This window comes from Iodobacter sp. BJB302, from assembly GCF_002735645.1.
Lineage (GTDB): Bacteria > Pseudomonadota > Gammaproteobacteria > Burkholderiales > Chitinibacteraceae > Iodobacter.
In genome coordinates this window covers 137,652-153,369 of the sequence record NZ_PDZG01000002.1, presented here as the reverse complement: position 1 = coordinate 153,369, position 15,718 = coordinate 137,652, and the positions used below count along the sequence as shown (strand labels likewise).

8 protein-coding genes are annotated in these 15,718 nt (G+C 53.6%); all 8 read left to right on the top strand.

What is annotated here, in order from left to right; translation table 11 throughout:
• Positions 1 to 232 precede the first annotated feature (232 nt).
• The 8 genes from CSQ88_RS01430 to CSQ88_RS01390 all read left to right on the top strand — a co-directional run bounded on the left by CSQ88_RS01430 (position 233) and on the right by CSQ88_RS01390 (position 15,696).
• Entirely contained in the window at positions 233 to 1,243 is a 1,011-nt protein-coding gene (locus tag CSQ88_RS01430; protein ID WP_099396338.1) for a putative 2-aminoethylphosphonate ABC transporter substrate-binding protein, read from the top strand.
• A gap of 543 nt (positions 1,244 to 1,786) precedes the next feature.
• Positions 1,787 to 2,902: a putative 2-aminoethylphosphonate ABC transporter ATP-binding protein gene (locus CSQ88_RS01420; protein ID WP_099396336.1), complete on the top strand. Its 1,116-nt coding sequence runs from the start codon at positions 1,787 to 1,789 to the stop codon at positions 2,900 to 2,902.
• On the top strand, positions 2,899 to 4,578 hold the full coding sequence (locus CSQ88_RS01415; RefSeq protein ID WP_099396335.1) for a putative 2-aminoethylphosphonate ABC transporter permease subunit: 1,680 nt from the start codon (positions 2,899 to 2,901) through the stop codon (positions 4,576 to 4,578). The genes CSQ88_RS01420 and CSQ88_RS01415 overlap by 4 nt, the downstream gene beginning before the upstream one ends.
• 450 nt (positions 4,579 to 5,028) lie before the next feature.
• Positions 5,029 to 6,117, top strand: a complete 1,089-nt coding sequence (locus CSQ88_RS01410; RefSeq protein WP_099396334.1) for a 2-aminoethylphosphonate--pyruvate transaminase — start codon at positions 5,029 to 5,031, stop codon at positions 6,115 to 6,117.
• Between the two features lie 55 nt (positions 6,118 to 6,172).
• The gene (gene phnX, locus CSQ88_RS01405; RefSeq protein ID WP_099396333.1) at positions 6,173 to 7,006 is read left to right on the top strand and encodes a phosphonoacetaldehyde hydrolase; all 834 of its coding nucleotides are present in this window, start codon (positions 6,173 to 6,175) and stop codon (positions 7,004 to 7,006) included.
• A 200-nt stretch (positions 7,007 to 7,206) separates the two neighbouring features.
• Positions 7,207 to 8,607 (top strand): FAD-dependent oxidoreductase, encoded by a 1,401-nt coding sequence (locus CSQ88_RS01400; RefSeq protein ID WP_099396332.1) that lies wholly within the window; start codon positions 7,207 to 7,209, stop codon positions 8,605 to 8,607.
• Positions 8,608 to 8,755: 148 nt separating this feature from the next.
• Positions 8,756 to 9,415: an HAD family phosphatase gene (locus CSQ88_RS01395; protein ID WP_099396331.1), complete on the top strand. Its 660-nt coding sequence runs from the start codon at positions 8,756 to 8,758 to the stop codon at positions 9,413 to 9,415.
• Between the two features lie 362 nt (positions 9,416 to 9,777).
• Complete coding sequence (locus tag CSQ88_RS01390) at positions 9,778 to 15,696, top strand: heme utilization protein (protein WP_218962971.1); 5,919 nt, start codon at positions 9,778 to 9,780, stop codon at positions 15,694 to 15,696.
• The last annotated feature ends 22 nt before the right edge of the window (positions 15,697 to 15,718 follow it).

Here is a 15,718-nt window from a genome sequence, read left to right as displayed (position 1 = left end):
GCTGATAAACCTTGCTCAATGCTTGGTGTTTAAAGTCGTCAGAATACGTAATTTTTTGCATGATGAAGCCTATGTTTTTTTCAAGCCCATGAAAATTCAGAGGCGACAACTAGTCTGACATAGGGGGATATCGTCACATAAAATTCGTCTAGACGTCATGCTTGTGTAATGTAGCTTTCCTACAATCCTTCACGCTCCCTTGCTAATTTACCGATCGTGAAAGGATAGAAGAATGACACGTATTGCTGTATTGCTTTCCGCGCTACTTGCCGGACACGCTTTTGCCGAGACTTCCCTGACTGTATATACCGCGCTTGAAGCGGATCAGCTCAAGCCTTATCAAGCACAATTTGAAGAACAAAACCCTGGCATTAAGCTGAAATGGGTGCGGGATTCAACCGGCATTATTACGGCTAAATTGCTGGCAGAAAAAAATGCCCCACAAGCAGATGTGGTATTGGGTGTGGCGGCGTCCAGCCTGCTTGTGATGGAAAAAGAAGGTATGTTGCAGCCTTACGCGGCCAAGGGGGCTGAGAAACTTTCCAAGCAATACGTCGATGATGCGAATCCGCCAGCATGGGTAGGGATGGATGTGTGGGGCGCGACAGTTTGTTTTAACACGGTAGAAGCTGCCAAGCTGGGCCTGAAAAAACCAGAAAGCTGGCGCGATCTGACCAAGCCTGAATACAAAGGCAAAATTGTGATGCCTAATCCGGCATCCAGCGGCACTGGTTATTTTGATGTAACTGCATGGCTGAAAGTGTTTGGCGGCGAAAAAGACGGCTGGGCCTTTATGGACAAGCTGCACGAAAACATGGCGCAGTACACGCACTCAGGCTCCAAGCCTTGCAAACAAGCCGCTGCAGGCGAATTCCCGATTGGTATTTCATTTGAATACCGCGCAGCCAAGCTAAAAGAAGGCGGTGCGCCGATCGATCTGGTTTTCCCTAAGGAAGGCTTGGGCTGGGATGTAGAAGCCACCGCCATTATGAAGGGCACCAAAAATCTGGACGCAGCTAAAAAGCTGGCAGATTGGGCTGCATCAAAAAGCGCGAATGAGCTTTACGAAAAGAACTTCGCCGTGGTGGCCTACCCCGGCGTGGCTAAACCTAACGCGCATATCCCTGCTAACTATGAGCAATTGCTGATCAAGCAAGACCTGCGCTGGTCCGCTCAAAACCGCGACAAAATCCTGGCCGAATGGACGCGTCGTTACGACGCTAAGTCTGAAGCAAAGAAATAAAAAACGCTGCATAGACCGGCTTACCTCTTGGGGTGGGCCGGTTTTTGGCGTTGTGAATAAAGTTATTGATGATATGCAGAGTCAAACCCAAATCTTGAACCACGGAGGCCACAGAGAACACGGAGTTTCACGGAGAAAAATGAGGTTTAAATTGAGTTTTTTGTTTTAGATTTTAAATATTATCAAACTCAGTTATATGAATTGTTGTTGTGATTCGTGGGACGGGGCTTAAATCCCCCCTTGAAGCACGCCGAGCGAGGAACAAGCGGGGTGGGGCAGTCGTCAATTCGTGTTTGAGCGAAGCGAGTTGAATTGACGCCACCTCGATTGTCCGCAGCGAGGGGATGTCGTGCTGGCTGGGGCGGCCTTCTTTTGGTTCTTTTCTTGGCCGTTCAAGAAAAGAACGCCCCCGCGGTGGCTACCGCTCCAAAATCAAGGTGCCGAAGGCACTAAAAAAGCTTTGTAGTTCTCTTAAGCGGGCAATCTCCGCTCAAGAAAACTTCATCACTTGTTCCAAAACGTTTACCGCTTCAGGCCTGATTAATGAATAGAAATATTGAATTGCCCCTTGTCGCCAGCGCAGATTACTTATCGATAGAAGGCCTGGAGAAGCGCTTTGGTGCTTTTGTGGCTTTAAAGCAAATCTCGCTGAATGTTAAAAAAGGCGAGCTGCTTTGCCTGCTTGGGCCGTCGGGCTGCGGTAAAACCACCTTGCTGCGCATGATTGCGGGGCTGGAGTTTGCCGATGCGGGCGCAATCACAGTGGAGGGCAAAGACATCACCCGCCTGCCAGCAGCTAAGCGTGATTACGGCATTGTGTTTCAGTCCTATGCTTTATTCCCTAATTTAAATGTGGCAGACAATATTGCTTACGGCTTGAAAGGGCGAAGCAGCGATAAGGCCGCGCGCGTCACCAGCTTGCTTGAGCTGATTGGCCTTGCCGGTATCGAAGACAAATACCCTGCGCAGTTGTCCGGTGGCCAGCAGCAGCGGGTGGCTTTGGCGCGCGCCCTGGCTACGTCTCCCGGGCTTTTATTATTAGATGAGCCGCTGTCTGCGCTGGACGCCCGCGTGCGCGAACACTTACGCCGCGAAATTCGCAATTTGCAGCAGCGCCTGGGGATTACCACGATTTTGGTGACGCACGATCAGGATGAGGCGCTCACGATGGCCGATCGCATTGTGGTAATGAACCACGGTGTAATCGAGCAGGTCGGCACGCCTGAAGAAATCTACAGCCATCCGCAAAGCCGTTTTGTAGCCGAATTTGTTGGCAAATCGAATTGGATTAAGGCCCGTGTGACCGGCAATCAATGCCTGTGTGTCGCCGATGCCGAGCTTTACGCCCTGCATCTGCCACCTTTGCCGCCGGGGCAGGAGGTGGAACTTTTTATCCGCCCGGAAGCGGTGCGCCTGCACGCCACCTGGGATGCGGCTCTCTTGAGGGAGCCTAATACTGCGCTGGCCGATGTCAGCAAGATTGAGCTCTTGGGCAGTTTTTATCGTATCAGCCTGCATGTGCCGGCGTGGAACAGCGATTTAATGGTTGATCTCAGCCGGGATCAGCTCGCCCTTTACCAGCCTTCCTTAGCGCAGCGTATCCCTGTTTCCCTGCCGCACGATCAGCTGCGGGTTTTTTGTAGCAAGGATGCAGAATGAGCGCGGGTCTTACTTTAAAGCTTGATATTCGGGAAAGAATGGCCGGCAGTATTAGCTATCTGATTGCGGCCTTTTTGCTGATCGGCGTGGCTGGCCCGCTGCTGGCGATTCTGGGGAAGTCTTTACTTGCGCAAAGTGGTGAGTTCACTGGCTTAAGTAACTTTATTGAAATCACCAATGTGGCGGGCTTTTGGTCTGCGGTGGGGAACAGCCTGTGGGTGTCGGCGCTGACGACGGCGATTGTGCTGCCGCTGGCCTATGTTTTTGCTGCTGCGCTTAGCCGCAGCGCGATGCCGGGCAAGGCGGTATTTCGTTATCTGGCCTTGATCCCGCTGCTTGCGCCATCTTTATTGCCCGGGATTTCGCTGGTTTATTTGTTTGGTAATCAGGGCCTGCTTAAAAGCTGGCTGCCGCTGGGCGTAAGCATTTATGGCCCGCTGGGTATTGTACTGGGCGAGGTGTTTTATACCTTTCCGCATGCGCTGATGATTTTGCTCACCGCGCTGGCGATTGCCGATGCGCGGCTTTATGAAGCAGCTACCTCGCTGGGGGCAGGGCGTGTGCGGCAATGGTTTACCGTGACTTTGCCTGCGGTGCGCTATGGGCTGATTTCAGCAGCGTTTGTGGTGTTTACGCTGGTGATGACCGATTTTGGTGTGCCAAAGCTGATTGGCGGGCAATTTAATGTGCTGGCCGTCGAGGCGTATAAGCAGGTGATCGGCCAGCAAAATTTCCCTAAGGGCGCGGTGATTGGCCTCTTGCTGCTCTTTCCGGCTTTGTTGTCTTTTGTGGTTGATTACTTTGTGCAAAAAAAGCAGAAAGCCCTGCTCACCGCGCGTGCTCAGCCTTTATTGGCAAAGCCATCTGCGCTCAGAGATGCCGCCGCTTTTCTGTGTTGCAGCACGATTTCTTTGTGGCTGCTGGTGATGCTGGGCGTGGCTGTGGCGGCGTCTTTAATCACGCTCTGGCCGTATAACCTGAGCCTGACGCTGGCGCATTTCGATTTTGAGCAAATGGATGGCGGCGGCTGGCTGGCTTATTTTAATAGCTTAAAGCTCGCATTCTGGACGGCAATCTGTGGCGTGTTGTTGGTATTTATCGGCGCGTATTTAAATGAAAAACTAAAAGTAGCGCCGCTGGCCCAGGCCATCCTGCGCGTATTGGCCATGCTGCCGATGGCGGTGCCGGGCTTGGTGCTGGGCCTGGGCTACGTGTTCTTTTTTAATCACCCGCAAAACCCGATGCACAGCCTGTACGGCACGATGGGCATCTTGGTGCTCTGCACCGTTACGCATTTTTATACCACGGCGCATCTCACCGCCACCACCGCGCTTAAGCAGATGGACGCAGAATTTGAAGCTGTTGCTGCCTCGCTCAAAGTGCCGTTCTGGACCACCTTTAGCCGCGTCACCGTGCCGGTTTGCCTGCCCGCAATTTTGGATATTGCCCGCTATTATTTTGTCTCTGCCATGACCACTGTTTCTGCCGTGATTTTCCTCTACACGCCAGACACAGTGCTCTCCTCTTTGGCCGTGCTGAATATGGACGACGCAGGCGACACCGCAGCTGCAGCCGCAATGGCCACCCTGATTGTCATGACCTCGGCACTAGTGTGCCTGCTCTTCGCCATCGCCTCGGCCCTATTGGGTAAGCGCTCGCAGGCGTGGAGAAGGTAGTGGGTTTGCTTGTTGAGTGACTGCTGAAAACCCGAGTCTTGAACCACGGAGGCCACAGAAAACAAGGAGTTTCACGGAGGAAAACCTATTTTAAACTGGTCGTTTATTGGGGGTTGAGTCATTTCAATCTCAGAAAATAGATTTATATCGCGACTCCCAGCGCGGGGCTTAAATCCCCCTTGAAACACGCCGGAGCGAGGAACAAGCGGGGCGGGGGATCGCTTGGGAGCGAGGCAGCGAGCTGATCCCGCCCGCCGCCGACTCGATTGGACCGCAGTAGGGGCCTTCGTGTTTTTGAGGTTGTGGCTTGGCTTCGTTTCTTGGCCACACAAGAAAGGAAGGTCCAGCGGGACGCCCGCACCTAAATCAACGTGCCGAAGGCACTGAATATTACCCAGGCCTCGGCCATTTTTTTGTATCAAAAAATTCATCTAGACGATTGGAGTAATCATGCGTGAACCGATCTTATTAACGCCAGGCCCTTTGACCACCTCGCTGGCCACTAAAACCGCCATGCTGCTTGATTGGGGTTCATGGGATGCCAAATTTAATGCGCTGACGGCTAGTGTGTGCGCCGATCTGCTGCGTATCGCCAATCTGGGGGACGGCTATGTTTGCGTGCCTTTGCAAGGGTCGGGCACCTTTGCGGTGGAGGCCGCCATTGGCAGTTTGGTGCCAAAAGATCGTGAAATACTGGTGTTGGTGAACGGTGCTTACGGGCAAAGAATGGCCAAAATCGCCACCGTGATGGGGCGCAAGGTTAGCTTGCTGGTAGTCAGCGATGGCACTCCAGTCAGCGCGGCGGCTGTTGGCGAGGCGCTGGCGGCTAATCCGGCAATTTCGCATGTGGGCATGATTCATTGCGAAACTGCGACGGGCCTGCTTAACCCTGTGGCAGAAGTGGCCGCCGTGGTGCAGGCCGCTGGGCGAGCCTTGATTTTGGATTCGATGTCGGCTTTTGGCGCGTTGCCAGTCGATGGCTTGCCGGTGGATGCAGTGATTTCTTCGGCCAATAAATGCCTGGAAGGCGTGCCGGGTATGGGTTTTGTGATTGTGAAGCAGTCGGCCTTGGTGCCGGGGCAAAGCCCATCTTTATCGCTGGATTTATGCGATCAATTTGAATATATGCAAAAAACCGGGCAATGGCGCTTCACCCCGCCGACGCATGTGGTGGCGGCATTCAGAGCTGCGCTCGATCAATATTGGGCAGAAGGAGGCCAGCCTGCACGCTTGGCCCGTTATCAGGCTAATGGCGATGCCCTGCTTGCAGGGATGAAAAAATTCGGCCTGCAATCCTTCTTACCTGCCGATTTGCAAGCGCCGATTATCTACACCTTTTTTGCCCCGAATCACCCTGAGTACGACTTTCAGCGCTTCTACCAGGCGGTTCGCGCCCGTGGCTTCTTGCTTTATCCCGGCAAACTCACCGAAGTAGAAACCTTCCGCGTGGGCTGCATTGGCGCAATCGATCAAGCAGAAATCCAGCAAGCCATTGCGGCGATTGCCGGGGTGCTGGCGGAGCTGGGGTGGGCTGATTAATGGATTTTTGCAGTGTATCAACAATTAAAAGCAGTTAAATAATCAAGGAACAACCATGAACTATCGCTACACCCGTGCTTATCTTGGCCCGATTCAGGCTGTTATTTTTGACTGGGCTGGCACTGTGCTGGATTTTGGCTCTTTTGCGCCGACTCAGGTTTTGATCGAGGCTTTTGCTGGCTTTGGTATTGAGATCTCTCTTGCCGAGGCTCGTGTGCCTATGGGAATGGCGAAATGGGATCATATCAAGGCGCTGGGTCAATTGCCGACGGTGGCCGCGCGCTGGCAGGCGAAGTTTGATCGCAGCATGACAGACTCCGATGTGGATGCGCTGTACGCGGCGTTTATGCCTTTGCAGATTGCCAAAGTGGGCCAGTATTCCCTGCCGATTAATGGTGCGCTTGATGTAATGGCAGCGCTGAGGGTGAAAGGCATCAAAATTGGCAGTTGCACCGGCTACCCGCGCCAGGTCATGAATGCCTTGCTGCCGATTGCCCGTGAGCGCGGCTACGCGCCAGATTGCGTTGTGGCGGCCGATGATCTGAAAGCAGGCGCGCGCCCGGGGCCGTGGATGGCTTTGCAAAATGTAATCGATCTGGCGGTAAGTGATGTAGCCGCCTGCGTGAAAGTGGACGATACGGCAGTGGGGATTGATGAGGGCTTAAATGCCGGTATGTGGACGGTAGGTTTATCCGTGACTGGCAATGAAGTCGGGCTGACCGCTGCAGAATGGGCCGATTTAAGCCCCTCCGAGCAAGCAAAAAAACGTGCCGTGGCGGTAGACAAATTGTCACGAGCGGGGGCGCATTATGTGATCGACAGCATCGCCGATTTACTTCCGATATTGGCCGATATTGAAGCGCGCATGGCCCGATCTGAGCGTCCTTGATTTTGCTTGGTGATGTTTGGGCTTGAGTTAAATCTTGAACCACAGAGTAAAACGAGGACACAGAATCCACAGAGAAAACATCGAGGCTTTTATCAAAAAATTGCTTTCCTCTGTGCTCTCTGTGGCATCGAGGGTTTAAGACTTAGCTCCCCTCAAAAGACGCGCTGAGTTTGATACTTATATAGATTGGGAAGGCTCTAATGAGTGAATATCGCCCTTGGTGGTTTGAGCAGGCCTTAATTAAAGAAAACCCGCCAGCTGCCGCGCCGCTCAGGCAGGATTTACAGGCCGATGTGTGCATTGTGGGAGGGGGGTATACCGGCTTATGGACAGCGATTTCGCTCAAAACAGCGAAGCCTGAATTAAGCGTGGTGATGATCGAGAAAGACCTTTGCGGCAGCGGCGCGTCTGGCCGCAATGGTGGCTGTCTGCTGACATTGGCGACAAAATTTTTGACGTTGAAAAGGCTGTTTGGCGAGGCTGAAGCACTGCGTATCGTTAAAGCCTCGGAAGACGCGGTTTATCAGATTGCACAATTTTGCCGCGATCATCAGATCGATGCCGAAGTGCGCGTCGATGGCACGCTCTATACCGCCACCAATACCGCTCAGCTAGGCAGTATGGATGGTGTAATGAACGAGCTGGCGCGGCATCGTGCTTCAACTTGGGTCGGCCTGCCCGGGCACGAAGTTAAACTGATGGCAGGGTCGGATCTGCATATTGCAGGTGCTTTTTCACCTGTAGGGGGCAGCGTGCAGCCGGGCTTGCTGGTGCGGGGTCTGGCGCGGGTGGCCAGGGCAATGGGCGTGCAGATTTTTGAAGCCACACCAATGGAGCGCCTGATCGAAAGCGCCAGACCGGTGGTGGTGACGGCGCATGGCAAAATCAGCGCGGGCAGCGTAGTGCTAGCGCTGAATGCTTCGATGGCGACGCTGTTTCCGGCTTTATCTCGCAGCATTGCGGTGGTTTCGTCCGATATGATTATCACCGAGCCTTGCCCCGATCTTTTGCAGCGCACCGGCCTCACGCGTGGTGTGGCGGTGTGCGATTCACGTATTTTTGTGAATTACTATCGCAGCACCGCAGACGGGAGATTGATGCTGGGCAAGGGTGGTAATACTTTTTCCTATGGCAACCGGATGCTGGCCGCGTTTGATAAGCCGAGTGCTTATCAGCAGTCGCTTACGCATACCTTGAGGCGATTTTTCCCTGCCCTGCAAGACGTGGCAATTGCCGCCTCATGGAATGGCCCTTCCGATCGATCGGTAACGGGTATCCCATTTTTTGGCAGGCTTAATCAGCATCCGCATATTTTTTATGGCTTTGGCTATTCGGGAAATGGCGTGGGGCCAGCTTATCTGGGCGGGCAGGTTTTATCGTCCCTTGTGCTGGATGCAGATAATGAATGGACGCGCAGCCCGCTGGTCACGGGCCCAAGAGGCTTTTTTCCGCCAGAGCCGATACGCTGGCTAGGGGCCAATATGGTAAGAAACGCCATTCGCCGTAAAGAAAACGCGGAAGACAAAGGCGCACAGCCCTGGCTTTTGGATTGCAAGCTGGCGGGCTTTGCCGCTGCGGCTGGTAAATCTGATAAAGCCTGAGTAGTTGATATTTAATTTGAGCACGATGCAAGGCTTGCCCGACGTTTTTGCCTGCGTTGATTTTGGGGCGCAGGTGAAAGTGCAGTATGCAAGCCACAAACCACCACCAATCATCCCAAGCCTGTCTGAGGCGAAGCAAGGATAAGTAATGGCATTAGCAATTTTTGATTTAGACGACACATTAATTAATGGCGATAGCGCCAGCCTGTTTTTGCAATTTTTAGTGAATAAAGGTCTGGCCGACGCCAGCATGCTGGCCAAAGAAGCGGAGCTGATGCGGGCCTATCACCAGGGGCTTTTGCAAATGGAAGACTATATGTCTTTTACGCTGCAAGCCTTAAAAGGGCGTTCGGTTGATGGGGTGGGGCAGTGGGTGGCCGTTTTTATTGAGCAAATGATTGCCCCCGTCGTGTTTGCAGAGGCGCGGCAGGTGATTGAAAAGCACCGGGCGAGGGGAGACAGGGTGCTGATTATTTCTGCAACGGGTGAGCATATTGTTGGTCCTGTCGCCCGCTTTTTGGGCGTTGCCGATTATCTTGCTATCGCTCTGGAGAGCAAGGCGGGTTTATATACGGGGCAGACAAGGGGCGTGCTGACTTACCAGCAGGGCAAGGTGCTGCGATTGCATGATTGGCTGCAAAAAGAGGGTGAAGTTCTGGCGGGCAGTTCGGGTTATAGCGATTCAAGAAATGATGTGCCACTGCTGCTGGCGGTTGAGAATGCTTGTGTGGTGAATCCCGATTCTGTTTTGTGCGATCTTGCTGCGCAAAAAGGATGGAAAATATTACGCTGGTGTAATTTTATGTAAGTGAACGGGGTGGGGTGTAGTTTTTTGTGATTGTGATCACATTTTAACCATTGATCTGTTTCCTGTGGTGTTTCTGTTGAATTTTTGGTGATTTTTGGCGCAAAATCAAAAGCATAGCGGGGGTTTGCGGTTTTTTTGCCGATTAAATTATGTAAGAAAATAAGCATTTCATTGTGCTAAAGTTACCTTTATTTTTGTCGATAGATGTGGTTCGTGATGGTATTTGTTGCTTGTTTAAATGAAATTCACATTTTTATAAATAAGTAAACAATATTTCTTGTAAGCTTTTGTGGAAAATTAGAGCGTAAATCAGTGCCTAAGTCTGCAATTGCGGTTTGAAGTCACTCTTCAGGAAGAAAAAAATGAGCTATATCACTGCACTGTCGACGGCACAGGTTGCTGCACTGACAACCCAGCAAATCGCTGGATTTACGACCGCAGATATAGCGGAATTTTCTACCAGCCAGTTTGCTGCATTAACTACAGCACAGATCGTGGTGCTGACCACTTCGCAAATTAGCCGTGGCTTAACCACCGATCAGGTTGTGGCGCTGACTACCGCTCAGGCACAAGTCTTAACCACGCGCCAGATTGCCGCCCTGACAAGTACAAATATTGCGGCCCTTGAAACACGTGATCTTGTAGTGCTGAGTACATCCGGTATTGCCACACTCTCCAGCACGCAAGCCAGAGCGCTGACTACTGCTCAGGTTAATAATCTGACCACAGATCAGGTGGTTGCCCTGACTACAACGGTTGTGGGGAGTGGTTTCAGTACAGATCAAATTGTTGCTTTAAGTACGGCACAGGCCGCAGTGCTGACTTCCCGTCAGGTGGCCGCACTTTCCACTACTAATATCGCTGCACTCGAAACCCGTGATTTAGCCGTGATCGGCACCCAGGGTGTGGCGGTGCTGTCCAGTGCGCAAGTCAGAGCACTGACGACCGATCAGGTCGCTAATTTAACGACGGATCAGGTGGTTAACCTGAATACCTCGTCTTTAAGTGGCTTGACGACAGATCAGGTGGTTGCCCTTACCACCGCACAGGCCACTGAGCTAACTTCCCGCCAGATCGCTGCACTTTCAACGACGAATATTGCCGCGCTGGAAACACGGGATGTAGCTGTGCTGACTACGACATCCGTAGCGGCAATGACCACCAGCCAGGTCAGGGCGCTGACCAGCGATCAGGCGGTTGCACTGACCACCGATCAGGCTGCAACGCTGTCTTCTTCGCAAATTGCTGCACTCTCAACCACCAGCGTTGCCGCACTGGAAACACGCGATGTAGTGGTGCTCCGAACCAGCGGCATTGCTGCTCTGAGCACTGCCCAGATCAACGCAATGACCACCGCGCAAGTCTCTAATCTGACTACGGATCAGGTGGTGGCGCTAAGTACTGCGGCGCTGGCAAGTGGCTTAACAACAGATCAGATTGTGGCTTTGAATACAGCTCAGGCAGCTGTGCTGACCACCCGCCAGATCGCGGCACTGTCTACCAGCAATGTTGCGGCGCTGGAAACCCGTGATTTGGTGGTGCTGAGCACGGCGGGTGTTGCCGTATTGTCAAGTACGCAAACCAGAGCGCTGACCACTGCACAAGTGAATAATCTGACCACCGATCAGGTGGTTGCCCTGACGACCAGTGCGGTAGGCAGTGGCTTAACCACAGATCAGGTGGTTGCATTAAATACGGCACAGGCTGCCGTACTAACAACACGTCAGGTCGCAGCGCTTTCTACTGCCAATATTGCAGCGCTGGAAACCCGTGATTTAGCCGTGGTCAGTACGCAAGGTGTGGCGGTACTGTCCAGTGCGCAAGTCAGAGCACTGACGACCGATCAGGTTGCTAATTTAACAACAGATCAGGCCGTCAATATCAGTACCACCGCACTTGGCGGTTTGACGACGGATCAGGTTGTTGCGCTGACGACTGCACAGGCCACTGAGCTGACTTCCCGCCAGGTGGCTGCACTTTCAACAACGAATATTGCCGCGCTGGAAACGCGTGATGTAGCTGTACTGACTACGACATCCGTAGCGGCCATGACCACCAGCCAGGTCAGGGTGCTGACCAGCGATCAGGCGGTTGCACTGACCACCGATCAGGCTGCGACGCTGTCTTCTTCGCAAATTGCTGCACTCTCAACCACCAGCGTTGCCGCACTGGAAACACGCGATGTAGTAGTACTCCGAACCAGCGGCATTGCGGTGTTAAATACAGCGCAAGTTAATGCAATGACCACCGCCCAAGTAGCTAATCTGACAACCGATCAGGTTGTGGCATTGAATACGGCTGCGTTTTCAAGCGGGCTGACCACCGATCAGGTTGTCGCCCTGACCACGGCCCAGGCTGCCGTTCTGACCACCCGCCAGGTGGCCGCGTTGTCCACCAATAATGTGGCCGCACTGGAAACCCGGGACCTGGTGGTGATCAGCACGGCTGATGTTGCCGTATTGTCAAGTACGCAAACCAGAGCGCTGACCACTGCACAAGTGAATAATCTGACCACCGATCAGGTGGTTGCCCTGACGACCAGTGCGGTAGGCAGTGGCTTAACCACAGATCAGGTGGTTGCATTAAATACGGCACAGGCTGCCGTACTAACAACACGTCAGGTCGCAGCGCTTTCTACTGCCAATATTGCAGCGCTGGAAACCCGTGATTTAGCCGTGGTCAGTACGCAAGGTGTGGCGGTACTGTCCAGTGCGCAAGTCAGAGCACTGACGACCGATCAGGTTGCTAATTTAACAACAGATCAGGCCGTCAATATCAGTACCACCGCACTTGGCGGTTTGACGACGGATCAGGTTGTTGCGCTGACGACTGCACAGGCCACTGAGCTGACTTCCCGCCAGGTGGCTGCACTTTCAACAACGAATATTGCCGCGCTGGAAACGCGTGATGTAGCTGTACTGACTACGACATCCGTAGCGGCCATGACCACCAGCCAGGTCAGGGTGCTGACCAGCGATCAGGCGGTTGCACTGACCACCGATCAGGCTGCGACGCTGTCTTCTTCGCAAATTGCTGCACTCTCAACCACCAGCGTTGCCGCACTGGAAACACGCGATGTAGTAGTACTCCGAACCAGCGGCATTGCGGTGTTAAATACAGCGCAAGTTAATGCAATGACCACCGCCCAAGTAGCTAATCTGACAACCGATCAGGTTGTGGCATTGAATACGGCTGCGTTTTCAAGCGGGCTGACCACCGATCAGGTTGTCGCCCTGACCACGGCCCAGGCTGCCGTTCTGACCACCCGCCAGGTGGCCGCGTTGTCCACCAATAATGTGGCCGCACTCGAAACCCGTGATCTGGCCGTTGTCACCACCTTGCCGGTTGCCGTACTTTCAAGTAACCAAGTTCGGGCATTAACGACAGCGCAAGTGGCTAATTTAACGACCGATCAGGCGGTTCAGTTAACAACCGCGTCGCTCTTGGGCCTGACTACAGATCAAATTGTTGCACTGACTACTGCACAGGCTGCCGCTCTGACCTCAAGCCAGGTTGCTGCCTTCACTACCACTAATATCGCCGCACTCGAAACGCGCGATCTGGCCGTGATCAGTACGCTGGCGATTGCTGCACTTTCCAGCGCTCAGATCAGAGCACTGACCACCGATCAAGTGGCGAATCTGACGACGGATCAGGTTGTCAATATCAAGACCAGCTCGCTGGCGGGTTTAAGCACCGATCAGGCGGTGGCGCTGACGACTGCGCAGGCTGCTGAGCTGACCTCGCGTCAGGTTGCGGCCCTGAGTACCAGCAATATTGCAGCACTGGAAACTCGCGATCTGGCGGTGCTGACCACCACCGCGGTGGCCGCGATGACCACCAGCCAGGTACGTGCCCTGACTACGGATCAAACTGTCGCGCTGACCACGGATCAGGCCGCGACACTGTCGTCGTCACAAATCGCCGCACTCTCTACCAGTAGCGTTGCGGCTCTTGAAACCCGTGATTTAGTGGTTCTTAAAACCAGCGGTATTGCCGCACTGAATACCGCACAAGTGAATGCGCTGACCACCGCCCAAGTGGCGAATCTGACGACTGACCAGGTGGTCGCACTGAGCACCGCAGCGGTGGCCAGTGGCTTCACAACCGATCAGGTGGTGGCACTGACCACGGCCCAGGCTGCGGTGCTGACAACCCGTCAGGTGGCCGCACTCTCCACCAACAGCATGGCTGCGCTGGAAACCCGCGATCTGGCCGTCGTCAGCACAGCAGGGATTGCCGTACTGTCGAGCAACCAGATTAAAGCCCTGACCACGGCACAAGTGGCCACGCTGACCACGGATCAGACACTGGCCCTGACCACCGGCTCACTGCTGGGCCTCACCACCGATCAGGCTGCGGCGCTGACCACGGCCCAGGCCGCCATTCTGACTTCGCGTCAGGTTGCAGCCCTCTCCACCACCAATATTGCAGCGCTTGAAACCCGCGATCTGGCGGTGATCAGCACACTGGCGATTGCCGCACTCTCCAGCGCACAAGTTAAAGCGCTGACAACTGATCAAGTGGCCAACCTCACCACCGATCAGGTGATCAATATCACCACCAGCTCACTGGCGGGTTTAAGCACCGATCAGGCGGTGGCGCTGACCACAGCGCAGGCAGCCGAGCTGACCTCGCGTCAGGTTGCGGCCCTGAGTACCAGCAATATTGCGGCACTGGAAACCCGCGATCTGGCGGTACTGACCACCACCGCGGTGGCCGCGATGACCACCAGCCAGGTACGTGCCCTGACTACGGATCAAACCGTTGCCCTGACCACAGATCAGGCCGCGACACTGTCGTCGTCACAAATCGCCGCACTTTCTACCAGTAGCGTTGCGGCTCTTGAAACCCGTGATTTAGTGGTTCTTAAAACCAGCGGTATTGCTGCACTGAATACCGCGCAAGTGAATGCGCTGACCACGGCGCAAGTGGCCAAGTTGACAACTGATCAGGTCGTCGCATTAACATCGGCCAGCCTTGCTACCGGGTTTACTACGGATCAGATTGTGGCACTGACTGCGCTGCAGGCGGCTGTACTGAGTTCGAATCAAGTGGCGGCATTGTCTTCGACTAATATTGCCGCACTGGAAACAACTGATCTGGCAGCCTTAATCACCACATCCTTTGTTGGGCTTACTACAAAACAAATGGGGGCGTTAACGACGGCTCAGGCGGTTGCGCTGACTTCTGATCAGGCTTCGGTATTGAATTCTGCTCAGGTTGCTGCGCTTTCGACCAGCAGTGTGGCCGCCCTAGAAACCTCTGATCTGGTGGTGTTAAGCACCAGAGCGATTGCAGCGCTGACCACTCAGCAAATTATTGTGCTTGGCACGAACCAGATTCAGGCATTGACCACGAATCAGGTTGCTGCAATTACCACGACGCAAGTGATGCAAATGACTACGGCGCAGATTCAGGCCTTTACGACGGATCAGATTTCTCATCTGGCCTTGGGCAGCCCGCTGATTCTTGATTTGAACAAGAATGGGAAGGTGGATACCTTAAGCATTGCGGATGGCGTGAAGTTTGATTTGTATGCCTCAGGTGAAAAAGTCAACACGGGCTGGGTAGGCAGCGGAGATGGTCTGCTGGTTATGGATCGTAATCACGATGGTGTGATTAACGATGGTAAAGAGCTGTTTGGTACATCTTCGGTGCTGAGTTCTGGTGAAAAAGCCGCTGATGGTTATGCCGCACTGGCCGGGCTGGATAGTAATCAGGATGGCACGGTTGATGTTAAGGACGATGGCTTTAATGATCTGCGTGTCTGGCTGGATGAAAACGCTGATGGTGTTAGCCAGGCATCAGAGCTGAAAACACTTGCGTCTCTTGATATTGCCAAGCTGAATCTGGATGTGAGCAAAACCGCAGAAAAAGATAACGGCAATTTTGTAGGGCTGAAATCCACATATCAAAGCACCGATGGATCCAGCCATGCCGCTGCCGACGTCTGGTTTGTGGCTGATAACCCAGCTACCGCCGCACCGGATATGCGCTCGAAAGTGGTTGATTTAGTGCAGGCCATTTCTGCCTTTGAAGAAGGAGAGAAACAAGCGGCAGCAGGTGTGGGGGCATTGAAAGATCAATTGCCTGCTGATACCAGCCTCACGCTGGTCTCTGCTGAGCATGTAGGGCAAATGACTGATCTGCTGAAGCAATTTGATGCCAACGGCAAATTGATTGAATCTGCCGGTGATTCTCTGGTCTCAGCCGAGCAGAAACTTCACTTAAATGGCCTTGGCCGTGCTGGCGATGCGGGGATTCTGGCTGTGAAGTAAACATTGCCAGTGGCATACATCA